This is a genomic window from Microbacterium hominis (assembly GCF_013282805.1).
GTDB classification, from domain to species: domain Bacteria; phylum Actinomycetota; class Actinomycetes; order Actinomycetales; family Microbacteriaceae; genus Microbacterium; species Microbacterium hominis_B.
The window spans coordinates 586,648-605,436 of sequence record NZ_CP054038.1; the positions used below are offsets into that span (position 1 = coordinate 586,648).

The window sequence follows — 18,789 nt, forward strand, 5'->3', positions numbered from 1 at the left end:
AGTCGGCGTGGAGCTGCCGCCGACTCGAGCAAATCACTCCGACACTTGACGCACATCGGGCGAATGCCCGATATTGCTGACAGGGCGCGCATCCCCGCTGCGCCGCGATCGCTGGGGCAGGACGTTGACGTCAGTCGAGCTCGTGGGTCGGCACCGGGAGCAGGAGCAGCTCAGGACGCTCCTCGCGGACGGCCGCAGCTTCGTCGCGCTCAGCGGGAGGCCCGGGGTCGGCAAGAGCGCGCTGCTGCGCCAGGTCGGCTCGCTCGTACCGTCGACGACCCCGCTCAAGCGCCTCGACCTCGTCGGCGCAGTCGCCGGGGAGCGGCTCCTCGAGGAGGTCTCCCGGCGCCTCGGCCTCGGCACCGGCCGCGGGGGTGGCCCGCCCGCGAGCGACCTCGCCGGTGCGGACCGGCTGGCCCACGCGATCGGCTCCGCCCGGCTGGTGCTCGCCATCGACCACGTCGACGCGTGCGAGGTCGACCAGGACGAGATCTCCCGACTGACCTCGGTCTGCCCGCATCTCCAGTTCGTCGCCGCACGCGCGAGCAGGTGGACCGACGGCGCGGCGGCGATCGTCGTCCCGCCGCTCCCGGTTCCCGACGTCGACTCGACGGTGGCGGAGCTCGTCGTCAATCCCAGCGTCGTGCTGTTCGCACAGCGGGCGCGCATGGTCGATCCGCGGTTCGAACTCGACGCAACCACGGCGCGGGCGATCGCCGACGTCTGCCGACTCGTCGGCGGACTGCCATTGGCGATCGAGCTCGCCGCGGCCCGCAGCGCCTATCTTCCCCCGCGGGAGCTCGCGCGCGAGCTCGCCGCGGCGACGGCCGGCACCCTGGAGCTCCTGTCGGCGCCGGCGGGATCCGTCGGGGTCCGCGAATCCCTCGCTTCCGCGTGCGCGCTGCTTGCAGACGGGGAGCTCGACGTGCTCCGACGGATCGCGCGCTTCGACGGGCCGTTCCCCGTCGAGGCGGTGCGCGGCGTCGGCGACCAGCCGCTGGGCCGGGTGCTCGACGCACTGGAGCGTCTGGTCGACCTGCGCCTGGTGGAACCGCTCGCCGGTCGGGGCCCGGTCGTGGCGTTCGCGATGCTGCCGCTGGTGCGCGCCTACGTGCGGGAGACGGATCCGGCCGCCCACGACAGCGAGGAGGCGCGGAGGGCGCTCCTGGCAGCCGTGCTGCGCGCGGCCGCGTCGGACGTCGCGGCCGCGACGCCGAGCACGGCGATCGCGCAGGCGCAGCTGCTGCGCGTCGACCTCGTCGCCGAGGCCCGCCGCCGGTGCGCACTCGTGAAGGGCGGGGTCGAGGCGGAGGCCGAGGCTGGGGCCGGGGCAGGGGCCGAGGCCGAGGCTGGGGCCGGGGCCGGGGCCGATGCGGTGGGCGCGGCCGACGCCGTGGAGTGGGTGGTGTCGTGCGCGGCCGTGCTCGCGGGGTTCGCCGAGACCGCGCAGCTCGGACAGATGCTTGATCGCCTCATCGCCGATCCCGTGCTCGGGCAGCTGCCGCGTCATCTCCAGGCGGCGGCGTGGCTGTGGGCCTCGAACGCCCTCGCGTTCTCGCCCGACGGCATCGCCCTGCACGCCGCCGTGCGCGACCGGTGGCGACGCGGCCGAGAGCTGATCGACGACGAGAGCCGGCCGCGCCTGGCCATGCAGGCGCTGTTCATCGGCGTGACCAACGCGATCACGACGAGCGACATGGGCTCGGCGGTGACGCTCGCCGGCGAAGGGCGCGCCCTCGCCCTGCGACACGCGGAGCCGGTCTGGACGGCGCGATTCGAGGTGTGGATCGCCGGCGCCATGCACTCGACGGGCGACCTCGCCGGCGCCGCCGCGCTCGCCCTCGATGCCCTCGCCCACGCGCAGCGGCTGCACGACGCGTACGCGATCGTGTCGGCGGTGATCCTGTTGCGCACCATGGCCCCGGGTGCGGTGCCGGCCGACGCGCCGGTGCCGTCGCTCGAGGAGGCGCTCCAGCTCGCGCGCGACGCCCACGACGTCGTGTCCGAGTGGTTCGTCCTGGCCGTGCTCGCCCGTCGCGAGATCGCGCGGGGCGACCCGCATCGCGCCGCCCACTGGGCGGCGGAGCGACTGGCCGCCTCGTCGCTGCGCGGCTGGTCGTACCTTGCCGCGGGATCCCTCGTGCACACCGTGCTCATCGCCCGCGCCCTCGGCGATCCCGCTTTCGCGGCGCGCATGCTCGGGGCGATCGAGGCCGATCGCGGTCGCATCCTGCGCGGCATGGCGCCACAGACGACGCCCGAGATCGAGGCGGTGCGCGCGGAGGTGGTCGCCGGACTCGGCGAGAGTGCGCCATCGGCGATCGCCGCCGGAACGCTCCTCACCGGGACCGACGCGGCAGCCGAGGCATACGAGTGGCTGCGGGCCCATGCCCACGACGAGGCCGACCCGCCGGCATCCCCCGGCCCCGGCGATACGCCGTCGGCCGCCGTCGCGACCATCACCGCTCGCGAGCGCGAGGTGCTGCGACTGCTCGCCGACGGCCTCACCAACAAGCAGATCGCGCAGCAGCTGCGCATCTCGGCGAAGACCGTCATGCACCACTCGGTCGCCATCTACCGCAAGCTCGGGGTGCGTGGACGCTCGGAGGCGACGGCCTTCGCCTTCCGACACCGACTCATCGACCCGTCCGACAGGCGCTGACCCGCCCCGCGCCCGCCGCGATAGTTTCAGGGCATGACGCTCTGGGAACCGCTGCGCATCGGCCCGGTCGACGTGCCGAACCGGCTCATGCAGACCGCCCACTCCAAGCAGTACTCCGATCGGGTGGAGTCTCCGCGGGAGACCGCGTACTACGTGCGCCGGGCCCGCGGCGGGTGCGGACTGTTCGTTGCGGGCAACCACTTCGTGCACCCGAGCGGATCGATCCGCGGCTTCGAAGACGCCTTCCGCCCGGAGTCGGTGGCCGCCAACCGGGCGATGACCGACGCCGTCCACGAGGCCGGCGCCCGCATCTTCGTGCAGCTCAACCATCACGGCGCCCAGGCACAGGGCGACGGACCCGACGGCCCCCGCGCCGTGTACGCCCCTTCGCGCATCCTCTCGCCCTCGACCGCGATCGCGGCCAGGGAGATGGACGCCGCCGACATCCTCTCCTTCACCGCCGGCTGGGCGCGCTCGGCCGAGCTCGCGCGCGACGGCGGCTTCGACGGCGTCGAGGTCCACATGGCCCACGGCTACCTGCTGCACCAGTTCCTCTCGCCGCTCTACAACGCCCGCACCGACGAGTACGGCGGCGACCTCGAGGGCCGCACCCGCTTTCCGCGCGAGGTGCTGCGTGCCGTGCGCGCGGCGGTCGGCGACGACATCGCGGTGGGCATCCGCATCGTCGCCGACGAGTTCCATCCGCAGGGAATGGATGCCGCGCACCTGCGCGCCGTGATCGAACGCCTGCGCGCCGAGGCCCCGATCGACTTCCTCGACCTGGCGGCCGGCGGCTATCACAACGTGCACTACGTGTTCCCGTCCTCGCCGATGCCGGTCGCGTGGCTGCGTGACCAGGTCGCGGCGGTGAAGGCGGCCAACCCGGACATCGCCGTGTTCGGCGTCGGCGCCGCGCGTTCGGTCGAGGAAGCGGAGGAGGTGATCGACGCGGGCATCGCCGACATGGTCGCCCTCACGCGCGCCCAGATCGCCGACCCCGACCTGGGGCGCAAGCTCCGCGGCGCCGACGGGGGCGGCATCCGTCATTGCATCCGTCTGAACCAGGGGTGCCTCGGTCGCGGCAGCCGCGGCCTGCCGATGTCCTGCACGGTCAACCCGCTCGCCGGCCGCGAGGGGGAGCGGCCCGAGCGACCCCGCACCTCTTCGCCGCAGCGGTGGATCGTCGTCGGCGGCGGTCCCGCCGGCATGCGCGCCGCCGTGGAGCTGGCCGCGGACGGGCACGCCGTCGAGCTGTGGGAGCAGGCGGACGTGCTCGGCGGCCAGCTCCGGCTCGCCCGGCAGGTGCCCGGTCGCGAGAGCGTCGGTCTTCTGATCGACGACCTCGGGCGCGACCTCGCCGCGAGCGGTGTGACGGTGAGCCTCGGGCGGCGCGCGACCGCGGCGACGCTGCGCGACTCCGGGGTCGACGGCGTCGTGCTGGCCACCGGTGCGATCGCCCCCGCGACCACCTCCCTGGCGCTCGGCGGCGCGTACGAGGGCGGGATGCCGCTGGGCGGATTCATCGACGCGTTCGCCGCCGTCGCCGATCCCGCAGGCCTCGGGCGGCGGATCGCCGTGGTGGATGCCGATGGCACCGCCTACGCGTCGGGCATCGTGCTCACACTGCTCGCCGCGATCGGGGAGGTGGAGGTCATCACGCCGTTCGAGACCGTCTTCCCGCACGTGGGCGCCGGATACGACCGGCCGCTCCTGCTGGAGCGCCTCGGTGCGCACGTCGGGTTCCGTCGGCGCGTCTCGCAGCGCGTCGTGCGGCTCGGGGAGGGGGAGGCGACGCTCCGCGACACCGTGACGGGAGAGGAGGCGGTGCTCACGGGACTCGACGCGGTCGTCGCGATCGAGCCGCGCCAGGCGGTGGCCCTCGCCGATGCCCGGGATGCCGCGCCCCGCGTCGTCACGATCGGCGACGCCCTCTCGCCCCGCACGATCGACGCGGCGATCTTCGAGGCCGTCGAGCTCGCCTACGAGGTCGCGGGCATGGCTGCGCCGCGCGGCTGAGGTTGCGCGGCGGAGGTCACGCGGCTGAGGTTGCGCGGCTGTGGTTCGCGGGTGGTCAGCCGGTGACGTCCCGTCGGTGGAGCGCCCAGGCCGCCGCGGCGGCCAGTCCGAGCGCCACCGCCCACACCAGCAGGATCCCCGCCGACGCCTCGCCCTCCAGGGGCGGATCGCGGTACGCCCACGCGTACGGCGACAGGGTGCGCATCCAGGCCGCGTCATCGGATTGCCGGCCCACGGCGTTGAGCGCGTACCCCGCCACCGCGACCCCGGCGCCCAGGCCGACCGCCCAGATCCGGCGGCCCGTCAACGCCCCGACCAGCAGCGCGAGGGTGCCCGACAGCAGAGCCAGACCGCTCAGGGCGAGTACGGCGAGCACGACGCCCGCGGCGGGGAGCTCGAGCCGGGACGGCTCGTTGATCGCGAGGATGACCAGGCCCGCCGCAACGCCCAGCGCGAGCACCCGCACGACGATCGCGAGCCCCTGCTCGAGCGCATAGCCCACGCGGCCGACCCCGTGGGCGAGGTCGAGCTCGAGCCTGCCGGACTCCTCCGCGCCCCCGATCGCGCCCGCGCCCCAGCCGGTGGCGGCGATCACGAACAGCGCGAAGCCGACGAGTCCGAAGAACGTCGCCTGCGTGTAGCCGGCGCCCGAGCCGATCTGGTCGTACCCCAGTGCCGCGACCATCTCGGGGGGAAGAGAATCCATCATCGCCTGGATCTGGCCGTCCCCGGCCATGCTCTCGTAGATCGGCAGGTAGATGAGGATCGCGCCGACGATGCCGACGATCCAGCCGATGAGGGGCAAGAGCGACTCCCGCATCGTGCGGCGGAAGACGGCGAGCGGGCTACGCATCGGCGTCCTCGCCGGAGGTGTCGCCGTACAGCCGGAGCACCGACTCCTCCAGGTCCGGCTCGACCAGCTCCAGATCGGTCAGGCGCATCGTGGCCAGCACCGCGACCAGCCCGTTGATGTCGCCCTCGAGCTCCGCGACCACCCGGACCGCGCCGCTGTGCTCTGCGACCTCGAGATCGCGGATTCCGGGAACGGCCGCCAGCAGCGAGCGCACCTGCGCGGCATCCACGTCTCCCACCCCCGCCCGCACCCGCCGCACCGCGCGCACCCGGAGCGACCCGACATCCCCCTGGGCGACGATGCGGCCGCCCGCGAGCACGGCGACCTCGTCGGCGGCGTGCTCCACCTCGCTCAGCACATGCGAGCTCAGGAGCACGGTGCGACCGGCGTCCCTCGCCTCGCGGATCAGGGCGTGCACCTCGCGCTGCACGAGGGGATCCAGACCGCTGGTCGGCTCGTCGAGCACGAGCAGCTCCGGCTCGTGCATGAACGCCTGCACGAGGCCGACCTTCTGCTTGTTCCCCTTGGAGAGCGTGCGCACCGGGCGACCCAGATCCAGATCGAGGCGCTCGGCCAGTTCGGCGATGCGCCCGGGGGCCATCGGCCCGGACACCCGCGCGTAGAACTCGAGCAGCCGGCGCCCGGTGACCCGACCCTCCAGGCGAAGCTCGCCGGGCAGATACCCGATCCGCCGCCGGAGGGCGGGGCCGCCGGAGCGGGGATCGATGCCCAGCACCCGGGCGGTTCCCGACGTCGGCCGGATGATGTCCAGCAGCAGGCGCAGCGTCGTCGTCTTGCCGGCGCCGTTGGGACCGATGAGACCGAACACGGTGCCGCGGGGGATCGACAGGGTCACCCCGTCGAGTCCGACGTGCCGGCCGTAGCGCTTGCGCAGATCGACGACCGCCACGGCAGCGTCGGTCGCCGGCGCATCCACTTCGTCGCTCGGGGCCACGAGTCCGACACTACGGGCGGTCGCTGTTCACGGGCAACGCGCTCTCGCTACAGTGAACCCGTGGACCCGATCGTCGCCACTCTGTCGATTCTGGTGCTGGCGATCATCGCGTTCGTCAGCAACCGCATCTCGCTGGGCGTCGTCGCGATCGGGGTGTCCCTCGCGCTGTACTTCACGGGAGTGCTCACGCTCGAGGAATCCCTCGCGGGATTCGGCAACCCGACGGTCCTGTTCATCGCGGGGCTGTTCGTCGTGAGCGAGTCGCTCGATGCGACCGGCGTCACCGCGTGGGCGGGGCAGAAGGTCATCGGGCGCGCGGGCACCAACCCCACCGTGCTGATCGTGGTCATCGGCGTGCTGGTCGCGCTCGTCTCAGCGATCATCAGCATCAACGGGGCCACCGCCGCCCTCCTGCCGCTGGTCGTCGTGGTCGCCGCGCGCGCGGGCATCGCGTCGTCGCAGCTGCTCATGCCGCTGGCCTTCGCCGCCTCCGCCGGGTCGATGCTGCTGCTGACAGGCACGCCGGTGAACATCATCGTGTCGCAGTTCGCCGCCGACGCCGGCGGACGGGAGTTCAGCTTCTTCGAGTTCGCGGCGGTGGGCATCCCGCTCGTCATCGGCACCGTGCTCCTGCTCGTGCTGTTCGCGCGACGGCTGCTCCCCGAGCGCGTGGGCGCCATCATGCCGATGGACCTCGTCAACCACGCCCGGATGCTCCGCAGCAACTACGCCCTCTCGCTCGAGACGGGCGTCATCCTCGGCCCCTCCAGCGGCGTGACCGAAGTGGTCGTCGGCCCCCGCTCGCCCCTCATCGGCGAGCGTGTCACGCCCGGCATGAAGACCCCCGCCGGGGATCTCGTGGTGCTGGCGGTCAAGCGCGGCGACACGCTCCTGAAGAGCCAGGACATCGAGACGCAGGTGGGGGACATCCTCCTGCTGCAGGGTGCGTGGGACGACCTGGCCCGGCACTCCCACGAACCGGGGGTCATGGTCGTCGACGCCCCTGAGCAGCTGCGCCGCTCGATCCCGCTCGGACGCGGAGCCAAGCGCACGCTCGTCGTGCTGGCGGCCATGGTGGTGCTGCTGGCGACGGGCCTCGTGCCGCCCGCGGTCGCGGCGCTCCTCGCCGCCGGCGCACTCGTGGTCACCCGCACCATCAGCCCGCCGCAGGCGTACCGCTCGATCTCATGGACCACGATCGTGCTGATCGCGGGCATGATGCCGCTGTCGACCGCGTTCATCGAGACCGGCACGGCCGACCTCGTCGCCGGCTGGCTCCTCGACCTGCTCGGCGGGGCGAGCCCGCACCTCGCGCTGCTCGTGCTCGTGGTGATCACGGTCGTGCTGAGCCAGCTCATCAGCAACACGGCGACGGTGCTGATCGTCGCCCCGATCGCCATCTCCGTCGCCGCGACGATGGGCGTGTCGATCCTGCCGTTCATGATGGCGCTCACCGTCGCCGGCGCCGCGGCGTTCCTCACGCCGATCGCGACGCCCGCGAACCTCATGGTCATGGAGCCGGGCGGCTACAAGTTCGGCGACTACTGGAAGCTCGGCACCCCGCTCACGCTGTTCTTCATCGTCATGGCGGTGCTGTACGTGCCGCTGATCTGGCCGTTCTGACATGTCGTCGCCCGCGATCGACCCGACCGTGCCGCCCTCGGGAGCGGGATGCGTGGAATGCGACGCGCGCGACGGATGGTGGATCCACCTGCGCCGGTGCGCGGCGTGCGGGCACGTCGGGTGCTGCGACGACTCGCCGATGCGCCACGCGACGGCGCACTGGCGCGAGACCGGGCACTCCGTGATCCGCAGCTTCGAGCCCGGCGAGGACTGGTTCTGGGACTACGCTGCCTCGACGGCCGTCGACGGGCCGGAGTTGGCGCCCCCGCAGAACCGGCCGGCCGATCAACCGTCTCCGGGACCGGCCGGCCGGGTGCCGGCGGACTGGCGCGAGCTGCTCCGTCGCCGGCGGGAGGCCGAGGCGGGCCGCTGACGCGTGGGTCAGCGGATCACGCTGTCGACTCGCGCGCGGCGTCAGGCCGCGGACCAGCCGCCGTCGCTGGCGAGGATCACGCCGTTGACGTTCACCTGGGGCGTCAGGCCGCGGACCAGCCGCCGTCGCTGGCGAGGATCACGCCGTTGACGTTCACCTGGGGCGTCAGGCCGCGGACCAGCCGCCGTCGCTGGCGAGGATCACGCCGTTGACGTTCACCTGGGGCGTCAGGCCGCGGACCAGCCGCCGTCGCTGGCGAGGATCACGCCGTTGACGTTCACCTGGGGCGTCAGGCCGCGGACCAGCCGCCGTCGCTGGCGAGGATCACGCCGTTGACGTTCACCTGGGGCGTCAGGCCGCGGACCAGCCGCCGTCGCTGGCGAGGATCACGCCGTTGACGTTCACGCCGTCGTTGCTGAGCAGGAAGGTGATGGATGCCGCGAGGGCGTCGGCGCTCGCCGGCGTCGGCATCACCGCCATGCCGGTGCGCACGCGCTGCGCGCCGAGCTCCGAGGCGAACGTCGCCTCGATGTTGGTGATCGTGGGGCCGGGGGCCACGGCGTTCACGCGGATGCCGCTCGGGCCGTACATGAACGCGCTCGACTTGGTCAGACCCGCCACCGCGTGCTTCGACGCCGTGTACGCGGCACCGGCGGCCGAGCCGCGCAGAGCGGCCTCGGAGGCGGTGTTGACGATCGAGCCGCCGCCCTGGGCCATCATCGCGGGCACGACGGCGCGCATGAGCTTCATCGTGCCGGTCACGTTCACCGCGAACACGCGGTTCCACACGGCGTCGCTGACCTCGCCGACGGGGTCATGTCGTCCATGATCCCGGCGATGTTCGCGAGGCCGTCGATGGTGTCGCCGGCGGCCTGGACGATGCGGGCCACACCCGCGTCATCGGTGATGTCGGCGGTGAGCGCGACGACGTCGGCGTCGGGGTGCTCGGCGACGAAGGCGTCGAGACGCTCCTGGCTGACATCCACGGCCACGACGCGACCGCCCTCGCGGGCGATCCGCGACGCGGTGGCGCGGCCGATGCCCGAGCCCGCGCCGGTGACGATGATCGTCTGGCCGGTGAAGCGGCCGCCGTCGATCCGCTCGCTCCACTGACGCAGCGGCACGGCGGGGGCGGACGGCGCCTCCGCGGGCGCCTCGGCGGCGGCGGCTTCGACGGCTTCGGCCGAGACGTCGCCGGCCTCGGCACGACGGACGAGCCCGTCGAGCGCATCCTGCGTGAACGCGCCGCGACTGAGCTCGATGAGCTTGTTCAGGGGGAGACCGAAGACGGGGGCGAGGGTGTCGACCGCCTGCCCGGCGGGAGCCAGCATCTCGGTGAGGAGGGCGCGCCCGGTCGGGTCGGCGGCCCAGGTGCCGATCGACGAGTCGGCGGTGAGGGTGATGGTGCTCATGGGAGAGATCCTTTCTACCGGACATCCATGTCCGGTAATAGGCTACACCCGTGCCGAACGCTGAAGGAGCCTCGTCGAAGGTGAACCGCGGACCCGCCGCCGGGCCCGAGAACCGTCGCGCGCTCATCGCCGCTGCGCGAGAGGTCTACGCCGAGGACGGTCTCGGCGCACCCTTCAGCGCGGTCGCCCGCCGCGCAGGCGTGGGCCAGGGCAGCCTGTACCGGCACTTCCCGGATCGCATCGCCCTCGCCGTTGCGGTGTTCGAGGACAACATCGCCGAACTCGAGGCGCACGCCGCCGGAGCCGAGGGCGGCGTCGACGACCTGCTGGCGCAGGTCGCCGGGCAGGCGATGGCGTCGGGCGCACTTCTCGAACTCGTCACCGGGCACCTGGGCGACCCCCGGGTCGAGGTGCTGGGCGAACGGTTCCGCGGCGTCGTGGCGGCCCTGCTGACACGGGACCAGGCGAGCGGACGCGTGGCCGAGCACGTCGAGGTCGCCGACGTCGGAATGGCCGCCGGGATGCTCGCCCTCGAGCTCTCGCGCACCCCGATCCCGCTGCGCGAACAGGCCGCCGCGCGGGCGCGCCGCCTGTTCACCGCCGCCTTCGCGCCGCGGGACTAGGCTCTCCTCTCAGGTGACCTAGGAGACGCATATGGGCCGATTCATCTACGACGCAGCCGGGAACTCCGTCGACATCGAAGACCGCACGCTCGCGCATCTGCGAATCGTCGTGATGAACAAGCTGCGGCGCGCCGAGTCGTTCATGTTCGACGTCGAGATGGGCGACGGCAGCGGACGGCGCAGCTTCTGGATCAACCCCTCGGTCCCGCTGCAGTTCCACTTCTACGGGAGCCGCCCGCCGCGCATCAATCGCGCGTGGATCGAGGAGCTCATGCTCGTCGCGAGCGGACCCAACGGCCTCTCGATCATTCCCGAGCCCGACGAGGACCAGCCCGCCGCGGGCGCGGTCTCGCCGCCCGCCGGCCCCGCCGCCCGCTAGGGCGCGTGCTCCACGTCGACGCTGTCGGCGCTGTCCTCGTCGACCGTGGGCACCGGATCGGTGTCGAAGTGCTCGGCGATGAGCATGATGCCGCCCGAGGAGTTCGCCGAGTTGGCGAGCTCCTCGATCCACTCCCGGCTGAGCACGGTCGGCTCCGGCTCGTCGAACACGAACCGCAGGGGGATCGAGGGGTGGAGCCACAGCGTGCTGCGCCCGCGCGGCTGATCGTCGGGGTGCTGCCACGACACGGTGAAGCTCTCATTGCGCCGGAGCTTGGTCGAGATGACGACCTTCAGATGCGCCAGCGCCCGATCCTCGATGTGGATCGGGGTCGCCGACCCGCCGTAGTAGATGGTGCCCACGCGAACACCCTAGGCGTTGTCAAGGGGGATGTCGCCCACCGCGCGTTCAGGGCAGAGTGGAGGAGACGGATGGCAGCCGGAACAGACCACGCACGAAGGGAGCGCGCGATGGAACCCCGGACCGATCGACCCGAAACGGGCCCCGACCCCGTCGCCGCCCAGAGCCCGGCCGCAGGAAGACTCGCTCCCGCCCCGCAGCATCCCGAGTTCGATCTGGTGGACGGCGAGTACATTCCCCGCGGCGGCGCAGGCGGAAGGTTCCAGCCTCTGTGAGAATCGCAGAGTGAACCACGACGATCCGCAGCCGACCCCCGGGCGGCTGCCGTGGCACACGGCCACGATCGCGACGGTGCGCAGCTTCTACCATTTCCGTCCCGCGCCCGCCCCGCGCTGGCCGGTCGCGATCCAGGCCGCCCTGTCGATCGCCGCGCCGATCGCCGTCATGTCGGCACTCGGCCGGCCCGAGATCGGCTACCAGGCGGCCACCGGCGCCTTCACGGCCCTCCACCTCTCGCACCTGCGACCCCGCGAACGTGCCAAGGCTCTCCCGCTGGTCGCGCTGGCCCTCATCGCCGCGGGTGCCTTCGGCGTGCTCGTGGGACCCTCCGTTCCCTGGACGCTCATCGGCCTGGCGCTGATCACGGTGCTCGCCAGCGTGCTCGTCTACGGACTGCGGCTGGGACCCCCGGGCCCGCTGTTCTTCGTCCTCGTGTTCGGGGTGGCCGCACACGTCGCCGCCGTCGCGCCGGAATTCTCCGCACCCCGCTTCCTGCTGGCGCTGGCGGGCGGCTGCGTGTTCTCCTACCTCCTCGCCCTCACGCCGCTTCTGCGCAGGCGCGTGCGACGGGAACCGGCTCGACCGCTGCGCGTCCTGCTCCCGAAGCCCGAATGGGATGCCGGAACGCGGACGATGATCGGACGAGCGGCCGTGGTCGGCATCGTCGGTGCCCTCGTCGGCATCGCCGTGGACCCCGACCGGGCGTACTGGATCGTCGGATCGGGCATCGCGGTCGCCGGCATCGCCATCGAGCGCCGCGTCGCCGTCAGCCGCGGGCTGCACCGCACCGTCGGAACACTCGCCGGCGCCGGCCTCTACTTCGTGCTCGCCCTGGTGCCGTGGGCGGGCCTCGCGCTGGCCGGGCTCCTGGGCACGCTGCAGTTCCTCGTGGAGCTGCTGATCGTGCGCCACTACGCGCTCGCTCTCACCTTCATCACGCCGATGGTGCTGCTGCTCACGGGAGCCGCCACCGGCGAGATCGGATCCGGGGTCATCGCGGCGGAGCGCATCGTCGACACGCTCGTCGGCGCGGCACTGGGCATCATCGCGACGCTCGTGCTCAGCCTCCGCGACGCGCGACGAACTTCGCCCGGGTGACCTGTCGGTGAAACCCGGTCAGACGGGCTGTCCGGTCAGAGTCGGGTCCAGGTCTCGCTGAGCACGCTCCGCTGGATCTGCCGGTGCTGTCCGGTCAGAGTCGGGTCCAGGCCTCACCGAGCACGCTCCGCCGGATCTGCCGGTGCTGTCCGGTCAGAGTCGGGTCCAGGCCTCGCTGAGCACGCTCCGCAGAATCTGCTCGATCTCGTCGAACTCGCTCGGGCCGATCGTCAGCGGCGGCGCGAGCTGGATCACGGGGTCGCCGCGATCGTCGGCGCGGCAGTACAGGCCGGCGTCGAACAGCGCCTTGGAGAGGAACCCGCGCAGCAGCCGCTCCGACTCCTCGTCGTCGAACGTCTCCTTGGTGGCCTTGTCCTTGACCAGCTCGATCCCGAAGAAGTAGCCGTCGCCGCGCACGTCGCCCACGATCGGCAGGTCCGTGAGCTTCTCGAGCGTCTTGCGGAAGATCGGCGAATTCTCGCGCACCCGCTCGGGCAGACCCTCCTCCTCGAAGATGTCGAGGTTCTCCAGTGCGACGGCCGCCGACACCGGATGTCCGCCGAAGGTGTAGCCGTGGTAGAACGCCGTGTCGCCGTGTGCGAACGGCTCGTAGATGCGGTCGCTGACGACGGTGCCGCCCAGGGGCGAGTAGCCACTGGTGACGGCCTTGGCGAACGTGATCATGTCGGGCTGATACCCGTAGGCGTCGCACGCGAACATGTGCCCGACCCGGCCGAAGGCGCAGATGACCTCGTCGGAGACCAGCAGCACGTCGTACTTGTCGCAGATCTGGCGCACGCGCTGGAAGTATCCGGGCGGCGGGGGGAAGCATCCACCCGAGTTCTGCACGGGCTCGAGGAAGACGGCCGCGACCGTGTCCGGACCCTCGAACTGGATCATCTCCTCGATGCGATCGGCCGCCCAGACGCCGAAGGCCTCGAGGTCGTCGGCCGGGGCGCCCATGTCGGCCGCGCGGTAGAAGTTCGTGTTCGGCACGCGGAACCCGCCGGGGGTCAGCGGCTCGAACATGGCCTTCATGGCCGGGATCCCGGTGATCGCCAGCGCGCCCTGCGGGGTGCCGTGGTAGGCCACCGAGCGGGAGATCACCTTGTGCTTGGTGGGCTTGCCCTGCAGCTTCCAGTAGTACTTCGCCAGCTTGAAGGCGGTCTCGACGGCCTCGCCGCCGCCCGTGGAGAAGAACACCTTGTTGAGGTCGCCCGGCGCGTAGTCGGCGATGCGATCGGCCAGCTCGATGGCCGCGGGGTGCGCATACGACCAGATCGGGAAGAACGCGAGCTCCTCCGCCTGCTTGGCCGCCGCCTCCGCGAGACGCCGACGCCCATGACCGGCGGCGACGACGAACAGCCCCGCGAGCCCGTCGATGTACTTCCTGCCCTGCGAGTCCCAGATGTGGTGCCCCTCGCCCTTGACGATGATGGGCACTCCCGGGCCCTCGGTCATCACCGACTGGCGGGCGAAGTGCATCCACAGATGGTCCTTGGCCATCTGCTGGAGCTCCGCCTCGGTGCGGGTGTGGCGGTCGGTCGTCATGGACATGCGAGCCTCCTCTGGCGTGCTCACGACGATACCGGGGCGGCGGTGGAGCGACCACGAGGCGGATCGTCCGGTTCCCGGCGCCGACGCGGCGAACCGTCCGGATCGCTAGGCCGTGGGGTCGCGCAGGAGGTCGGCGAAGGCGGCCTCGGCCGCGCCGATCAGCAGCCGATCCTCGGCCAGCGACGCCACCCGGAGATCGAGATCCTCCATGTTCGCCGGCATGGCCTGCGCGCCGACGAGATCGGCGAGTCCGGGCAGGTCGTGTTCGGCGAGCGTCGCGAGGAAGCCGCCGAGCACGACGACCGAAGGGTTGAGGACGTTGACGGCATTCGCGAGAGCGGTGGAGAGGATGCGCCGCTGACGGTCGATCTCGGCGGCGGCGTCGGGGCCAGGGGCCGCGGCCAGCGCGGCGGCGAGGGCGGGCTCGTCGCCGGAGGCGAGGTGGGCGACGGCGAGGAGTCGAGCGCGACTCACCTCGTCTTCGAGCACGCCGTCTCCGGCGCGCCGATCGGTGGCGGTGGGGATGCCCGGGCGATTCTGGCCGAACTCGCCGGCGTAGCCGCCGGCGCCGCCCACCGGCATCCCGTGCACGATCACGCCGCCGCCGATGCCGCTCGCGCCGCCGTTGAGGTAGACCATGTCGTCGATGCCGCGACCGGCGCCGTAGAGGTGCTCGGCCACGGCGCCCCAGCTCGCGTCGTTGCCCACCACGGTAGAGACCCCGGTCGCCTGTGCGATGAGGTCGCGCAGGGGGGCGTCGGTCCAGAGCAGATGCGGGGCGTTGCGCACGAGGCCGTCGGAAGTGCGCACCAGCCCCGGCACGGCCACGCCGATCGCGACGATGTGCGCGTCGGCGAGATCTCCCGCCTGCCAGCGCCCGATGACATCGGCGACCTCCCGCGCGGTGTCCTCGGGGCTCGGCAGGTGGTGATGCTCGATCCGCTCGCGCAGACGGATGCCGCGGTCGAGGCCGACGGCGGCCACGGTGAGCGCGTCGACCTCGGGGTTCACCGCGATCGCGATCACGCGCGGGTCGACGGCGACCTGCGGAGAGGGTCGACCGACGCGCCGCGACGGATCGGGCGCCCGCTCTTCGACGAGGCCCTGCAGGGCGAGTTCGGTGACGAGGTCCGCGATCGTCGAGCGGTTCAGGCCCGTCGCCTCGGTGAGGGCGGCGCGCGACAGGGGGCCCTCCAGATGCACGATCCGCAGCACGCGCGCGAGGTTGCGCTGGCGCACACCTTCTGCGGCGGAGATCGGATCGCTCACGCACACCACTGTACGGGGGAGCGGACTCTCGCCGCGGATATTTGTTGCTCTTGACCGCAAATGCCGGGAGCCGTACGCTGAACCCGTCCACATCACTTTCGACGCAGCAGTCGAAACTTTCGAAAGGTTCGAAGATGAACACACGCAGCTCAGTCCGGCTCGCCGCCGGCGCTGCCGCCGCGGGCATCGCGATCGCGACGCTCGCCGGCTGCTCGGCGGGCGGCTCCGACTCCGCCGACAGCGAAGGTGGCGACGTCACCCTCACGTGGTGGCACAACGCGACCTCCGGCCCCCTTCCCGCGGTGTGGGAGGAGGTGGCGGCCGAGTTCGAGGAGGCCAATCCCGGCGTCACCGTCGAGCAGACCGGCTACCAGAACGAAGAGCTCCAGCGCACCCTCATCCCGAACGCGCTGGCCGCCGGTGACCCGCCGGACCTCTTCCAGGTCTGGCCGGGCGGCGAGCTGCGCGACCAGGTTGCCAACGGCTACCTCATGGCGCTCGACGACGTCATCCCCGACACGGTGTCCAGCGTCGGCGCGACCGTCAACCCGTGGCAGGTCGACGGCGCCACCTACGGTGTCCCCTTCACCTTCGGCATCGAGGGCGTCTGGTACAACACCGAGGAGTTCGAGGCCGCCGGCATCGACACGCCCGAGACCTTCGACGACCTCGTCGATGCGGTCGGCGCGCTCAGGGAGAGCGGCGTCGCCCCGATCGCGGTCGGCGCCGGCGACGGCTGGCCGGCTGCCCACTGGTGGTACCAGTTCGCGCTGAAGTCCTGCTCGCCCGAGACCCTCGCCGCCGCCGAGACGGAGTTCGACTTCAGCGACGACTGCTGGGTCGAAGCCGGCGAGCAGCTGCAGGACTTCCTCGGCATCGAGCCCTTCCAGGACGGCTTCCTCGGCACGCCCGCCCAGCAGGGCGCGGGCAGCTCGGCGGGCCTCCTCGCCAACGGACAGGCCTCGATGGAGCTCATGGGCCACTGGAACGCCGGCGTGATCGGCGGCCTCACCCCCGACCAGGAGGTCCCCGCGTTCCTCGGCTGGTTCCCGATGCCGGGCATCGACGGCGCCGCCGGCGACCCGACCGCCGCCCTCGGCGGCGGCGACGGCTTCGGCTGCTCGTCGGACGCCCCGCCGGAGTGCGCCGACCTGCTCGCCTTCATCATGAGCGAGGACGTGCAGAAGCGATTCGCCGCCAGCGGCTCAGGCATCCCCACCGTTCCGGCCGCGCAGGACTCGCTCGAGGACCCGAACCTCAAGATGGTCGCGGAGGGCCTCGCCGAGGCATCCTTCGTCCAGCTCTGGCTCGACACCGCCTTCGGCACCACGGTCGGCAACGCCATGAACGAGGGCATCGTCAACCTCTTCGCCGGCACCGGCACGCCGGAGGAGATCGTGCAGCGGATGCAGGACGCGGCAGCGACCCTCTGAGCACCCCGGCATGACCACTCTCACCACCCCCGGGCCCGCGGTCGACGCGGGCCCGGGCCCTGCCCCCGAACGCCGCTCGCGGCGTGGTGCGCGGCGTAAGCGCCTCGAGATCGCGCTGTTCGTCTCGCCCGCCCTGATCCTCTTCCTCGGCTTCGTCATCGTGCCGGTGGCGCTGGCCGCGGTGTACAGCTTCTACAACCTCCCCGCCGCGTTCCAGTGGAGCGACCTGGCCGAGCCCGAGCGCTTCGTCGGGTTCGACAACTACGTGCGCGCCCTCACCACGCCCGAGTTCCAGAAGGCGATCGCCAACACGTTCTTCATCCTCGTGATGTCGCTGCTCGTGCAGGGTCCCCTCGCCATCGGCGTCGCGCTGCTGCTGAACCGGCCGCTGCGCGGCCGCGGCCCCCTGCGGCTCCTCATCTTCGTCCCCTACGTGCTTGCCGAGGTGATCGCCGGTCTCTCCTGGAAGCTCATCCTCCAGCCCGCCGGCGCGGTCAACGCCACGCTCGAGTCGCTCGGCCTGGGCGCGTTCGCCCAGAACTGGCTCGCCGACCCGTCGATCGCCCTGTGGACGATCTTCGTCATCCTCACCTGGAAGTACATCGGCTTCGCCATCCTCCTGTTCCTCGCCGGCCTCCAGGGGATTCCCGACGAGCTCGCCGAGGCCGCGCAGATCGACGGCGCGAGCTGGTGGCAGATCCAGCGCCACATCACGCTGCCGCTGCTGGGCCCCACGATCCGCATCTGGGCGTTCCTGTCGATCATCGGCTCGCTGCAGGTGTTCGACATGGTGTGGGTGACCGTCGCCCCCGCCGTCCGCCGCATCGCCACCGAGACGATGGCGACCTACATGGTGCAGCAGGGCCAGTTCGCCGGGCAGCCCGGCTACGGCAGCGCCATCGCCGTGATCCTCTTCGTGATCTCCCTCGTCATCGCGCTGACCTATCAGCGCTTCGCCCTGCGCCGCGATCTCGCGGGCGCCGTCACCTCGGGAGCCCGCCGATGACCACCACCGCCATCGTCACCGGTTCGGCCGATCCGCGGCCGGCCGAGCCGGCCGGCCGCCGCTTCGACTGGGGGCAGCCGTTCGTCTACCTCGTCGCCTTCGTGGTCGCCGCGATCGCCGTCGGCCCCGTGCTCTACGTCTTCATCGGCGGGTTCCGCTCCACCGCGGACCTCAACGCCAACCCCGCGGGATGGCCCGACCCCTGGATGCTCGACAACTGGATCACGGTGCTCACCGCGCCGCGCTTCTGGGGCAATGTGCTGGCCTCCACGATCCTCGCCGTCGCGACCACCGCGGGGGTGGTGATCGCCGGCATCATGGCGGCGTTCGTGCTCGCCCGCTACGACTTCCGAGGGCGCCAGGGCCTGTACACGCTCTTCGCCGCGGGCCTCATGTTCCCGCTCACCGTGGCGGCGCTGCCGCTGACCCTGCTGCTGCGCACGCTGGGCCTGCACGGCACCTACCTCGGAGTGATCATCCCCGGCATCGCGTTCGCGCTGCCCACGACGATCATCATCCTGGTGCCCTTCCTCAAGGCGATCCCCGACGAGCTCGAAGAGGCCGCCATGATCGACGGCGCCTCCCGCATCGGTTTCTTCTGGCGGATCCTCCTGCCCCTGGCCAAGCCGGGGCTCATCACCGTCGGCATCCTCGCCTTCGTCGCCAGCTGGAACGGCTACCTCCTGCCCCTGCTCGTGATCAGCACCGGCACCCTCCCGCAGGAGCTGTGGCCCCTGCCGCTGGGGGTCACCCAGTTCTCCTCGCAGTACTCGCAGGACACCGGCGCCGTGCTGGCGTACACCTCGCTCGCGATGATCCCCGCCCTCGTCTTCTTCCTCCTCGCCGAAAAGCGCATCGTGGGCGGCCTCACCGGGGCGGTGAAGGGATGAC

Annotated in this window: 15 protein-coding genes and 1 pseudogene; 10 read left to right on the forward strand and 6 right to left on the reverse strand. The window is 72.0% G+C overall.

The window, feature by feature from the left end; translation table 11 throughout:
- Positions 1 to 124 precede the first annotated feature (124 nt).
- The gene (locus HQM25_RS17935) at positions 125 to 2,662 is read left to right on the forward strand and encodes a LuxR C-terminal-related transcriptional regulator (protein WP_302182837.1); all 2,538 of its coding nucleotides are present in this window, start codon (positions 125 to 127) and stop codon (positions 2,660 to 2,662) included.
- Between the two features lie 33 nt (positions 2,663 to 2,695).
- Positions 2,696 to 4,678, forward strand: a complete 1,983-nt coding sequence (locus tag HQM25_RS02565; protein ID WP_172988818.1) for an NAD(P)-binding protein — start codon at positions 2,696 to 2,698, stop codon at positions 4,676 to 4,678.
- Positions 4,679 to 4,733: 55 nt separating this feature from the next.
- Here the strand turns inward: HQM25_RS02565 and HQM25_RS02570 are convergent, their stop codons facing one another.
- Positions 4,734 to 5,531 (reverse strand): ABC transporter permease subunit, encoded by a 798-nt coding sequence (locus HQM25_RS02570; protein WP_172988819.1) that lies wholly within the window; start codon positions 5,529 to 5,531, stop codon positions 4,734 to 4,736.
- Positions 5,524 to 6,486 (reverse strand): ABC transporter ATP-binding protein, encoded by a 963-nt coding sequence (locus tag HQM25_RS02575; protein ID WP_254359515.1) that lies wholly within the window; start codon positions 6,484 to 6,486, stop codon positions 5,524 to 5,526. Before HQM25_RS02575 ends, HQM25_RS02570 begins: the two co-directional genes overlap by 8 nt.
- A 60-nt stretch (positions 6,487 to 6,546) precedes the next feature.
- On the opposite strand from HQM25_RS02575, the gene HQM25_RS02580 reads away from it, so the two are divergent.
- Positions 6,547 to 8,109 (forward strand): SLC13 family permease, encoded by a 1,563-nt coding sequence (locus HQM25_RS02580; protein ID WP_172988820.1) that lies wholly within the window; start codon positions 6,547 to 6,549, stop codon positions 8,107 to 8,109.
- A gap of 1 nt (position 8,110) precedes the next feature.
- Positions 8,111 to 8,482, forward strand: coding sequence for a UBP-type zinc finger domain-containing protein (locus tag HQM25_RS02585; RefSeq protein ID WP_172988822.1), 372 nt, complete (start codon positions 8,111 to 8,113; stop codon positions 8,480 to 8,482).
- Positions 8,483 to 8,833: 351 nt separating this feature from the next.
- Here the strand turns inward: HQM25_RS02585 and HQM25_RS02590 are convergent.
- Positions 8,834 to 9,894, reverse strand: a pseudogene (locus HQM25_RS02590) (SDR family NAD(P)-dependent oxidoreductase).
- Between the two features lie 50 nt (positions 9,895 to 9,944).
- Between HQM25_RS02590 and HQM25_RS02595 the strand changes: the two are divergent.
- Positions 9,945 to 10,517, forward strand: coding sequence for a TetR/AcrR family transcriptional regulator (locus HQM25_RS02595; protein WP_172988823.1), 573 nt, complete (start codon positions 9,945 to 9,947; stop codon positions 10,515 to 10,517).
- 31 nt (positions 10,518 to 10,548) lie between these two features.
- Positions 10,549 to 10,896, forward strand: a complete 348-nt coding sequence (locus tag HQM25_RS02600; protein ID WP_172988825.1) for a DUF7882 family protein — start codon at positions 10,549 to 10,551, stop codon at positions 10,894 to 10,896.
- On the opposite strand, the gene HQM25_RS02605 is transcribed toward HQM25_RS02600, so the two are convergent.
- On the reverse strand, positions 10,893 to 11,258 hold the full coding sequence (locus HQM25_RS02605) for a DUF7882 family protein (protein ID WP_172988827.1): 366 nt from the start codon (positions 11,256 to 11,258) through the stop codon (positions 10,893 to 10,895). The two genes, HQM25_RS02600 and HQM25_RS02605, sit on opposite strands and share 4 nt — an antisense overlap.
- Before the next feature lie 283 nt (positions 11,259 to 11,541).
- Here HQM25_RS02605 and HQM25_RS02610 point away from each other — a divergent pair, with 283 nt between their 5' ends.
- The gene (locus HQM25_RS02610; protein WP_254359516.1) at positions 11,542 to 12,633 is read left to right on the forward strand and encodes an FUSC family protein; all 1,092 of its coding nucleotides are present in this window, start codon (positions 11,542 to 11,544) and stop codon (positions 12,631 to 12,633) included.
- Positions 12,634 to 12,786: 153 nt separating this feature from the next.
- On the opposite strand, the gene HQM25_RS02615 is transcribed toward HQM25_RS02610, so the two are convergent.
- Together HQM25_RS02615 and HQM25_RS02620 are read right to left on the reverse strand one after the other, a co-directional pair.
- Complete coding sequence (locus HQM25_RS02615) at positions 12,787 to 14,190, reverse strand: aspartate aminotransferase family protein (protein ID WP_172988828.1); 1,404 nt, start codon at positions 14,188 to 14,190, stop codon at positions 12,787 to 12,789.
- A gap of 105 nt (positions 14,191 to 14,295) precedes the next feature.
- On the reverse strand, positions 14,296 to 15,468 hold the full coding sequence (locus tag HQM25_RS02620; protein ID WP_438803616.1) for an ROK family transcriptional regulator: 1,173 nt from the start codon (positions 15,466 to 15,468) through the stop codon (positions 14,296 to 14,298).
- Positions 15,469 to 15,593: 125 nt separating this feature from the next.
- On the opposite strand from HQM25_RS02620, the gene HQM25_RS02625 reads away from it, so the two are divergent.
- Genes HQM25_RS02625 through HQM25_RS02635 form a run of 3 tightly spaced genes read left to right on the forward strand, consistent with a single transcriptional unit; the run spans position 15,594 to position 18,788 of the window.
- The gene (locus HQM25_RS02625) at positions 15,594 to 16,892 is read left to right on the forward strand and encodes an ABC transporter substrate-binding protein (RefSeq protein WP_172988829.1); all 1,299 of its coding nucleotides are present in this window, start codon (positions 15,594 to 15,596) and stop codon (positions 16,890 to 16,892) included.
- A gap of 10 nt (positions 16,893 to 16,902) precedes the next feature.
- Positions 16,903 to 17,898 (forward strand): carbohydrate ABC transporter permease, encoded by a 996-nt coding sequence (locus tag HQM25_RS02630; protein ID WP_172988831.1) that lies wholly within the window; start codon positions 16,903 to 16,905, stop codon positions 17,896 to 17,898.
- Positions 17,895 to 18,788, forward strand: coding sequence for a carbohydrate ABC transporter permease (locus tag HQM25_RS02635; RefSeq protein WP_172988832.1), 894 nt, complete (start codon positions 17,895 to 17,897; stop codon positions 18,786 to 18,788). The genes HQM25_RS02630 and HQM25_RS02635 overlap by 4 nt, the downstream gene beginning before the upstream one ends.
- Position 18,789 lies beyond the last annotated feature (1 nt).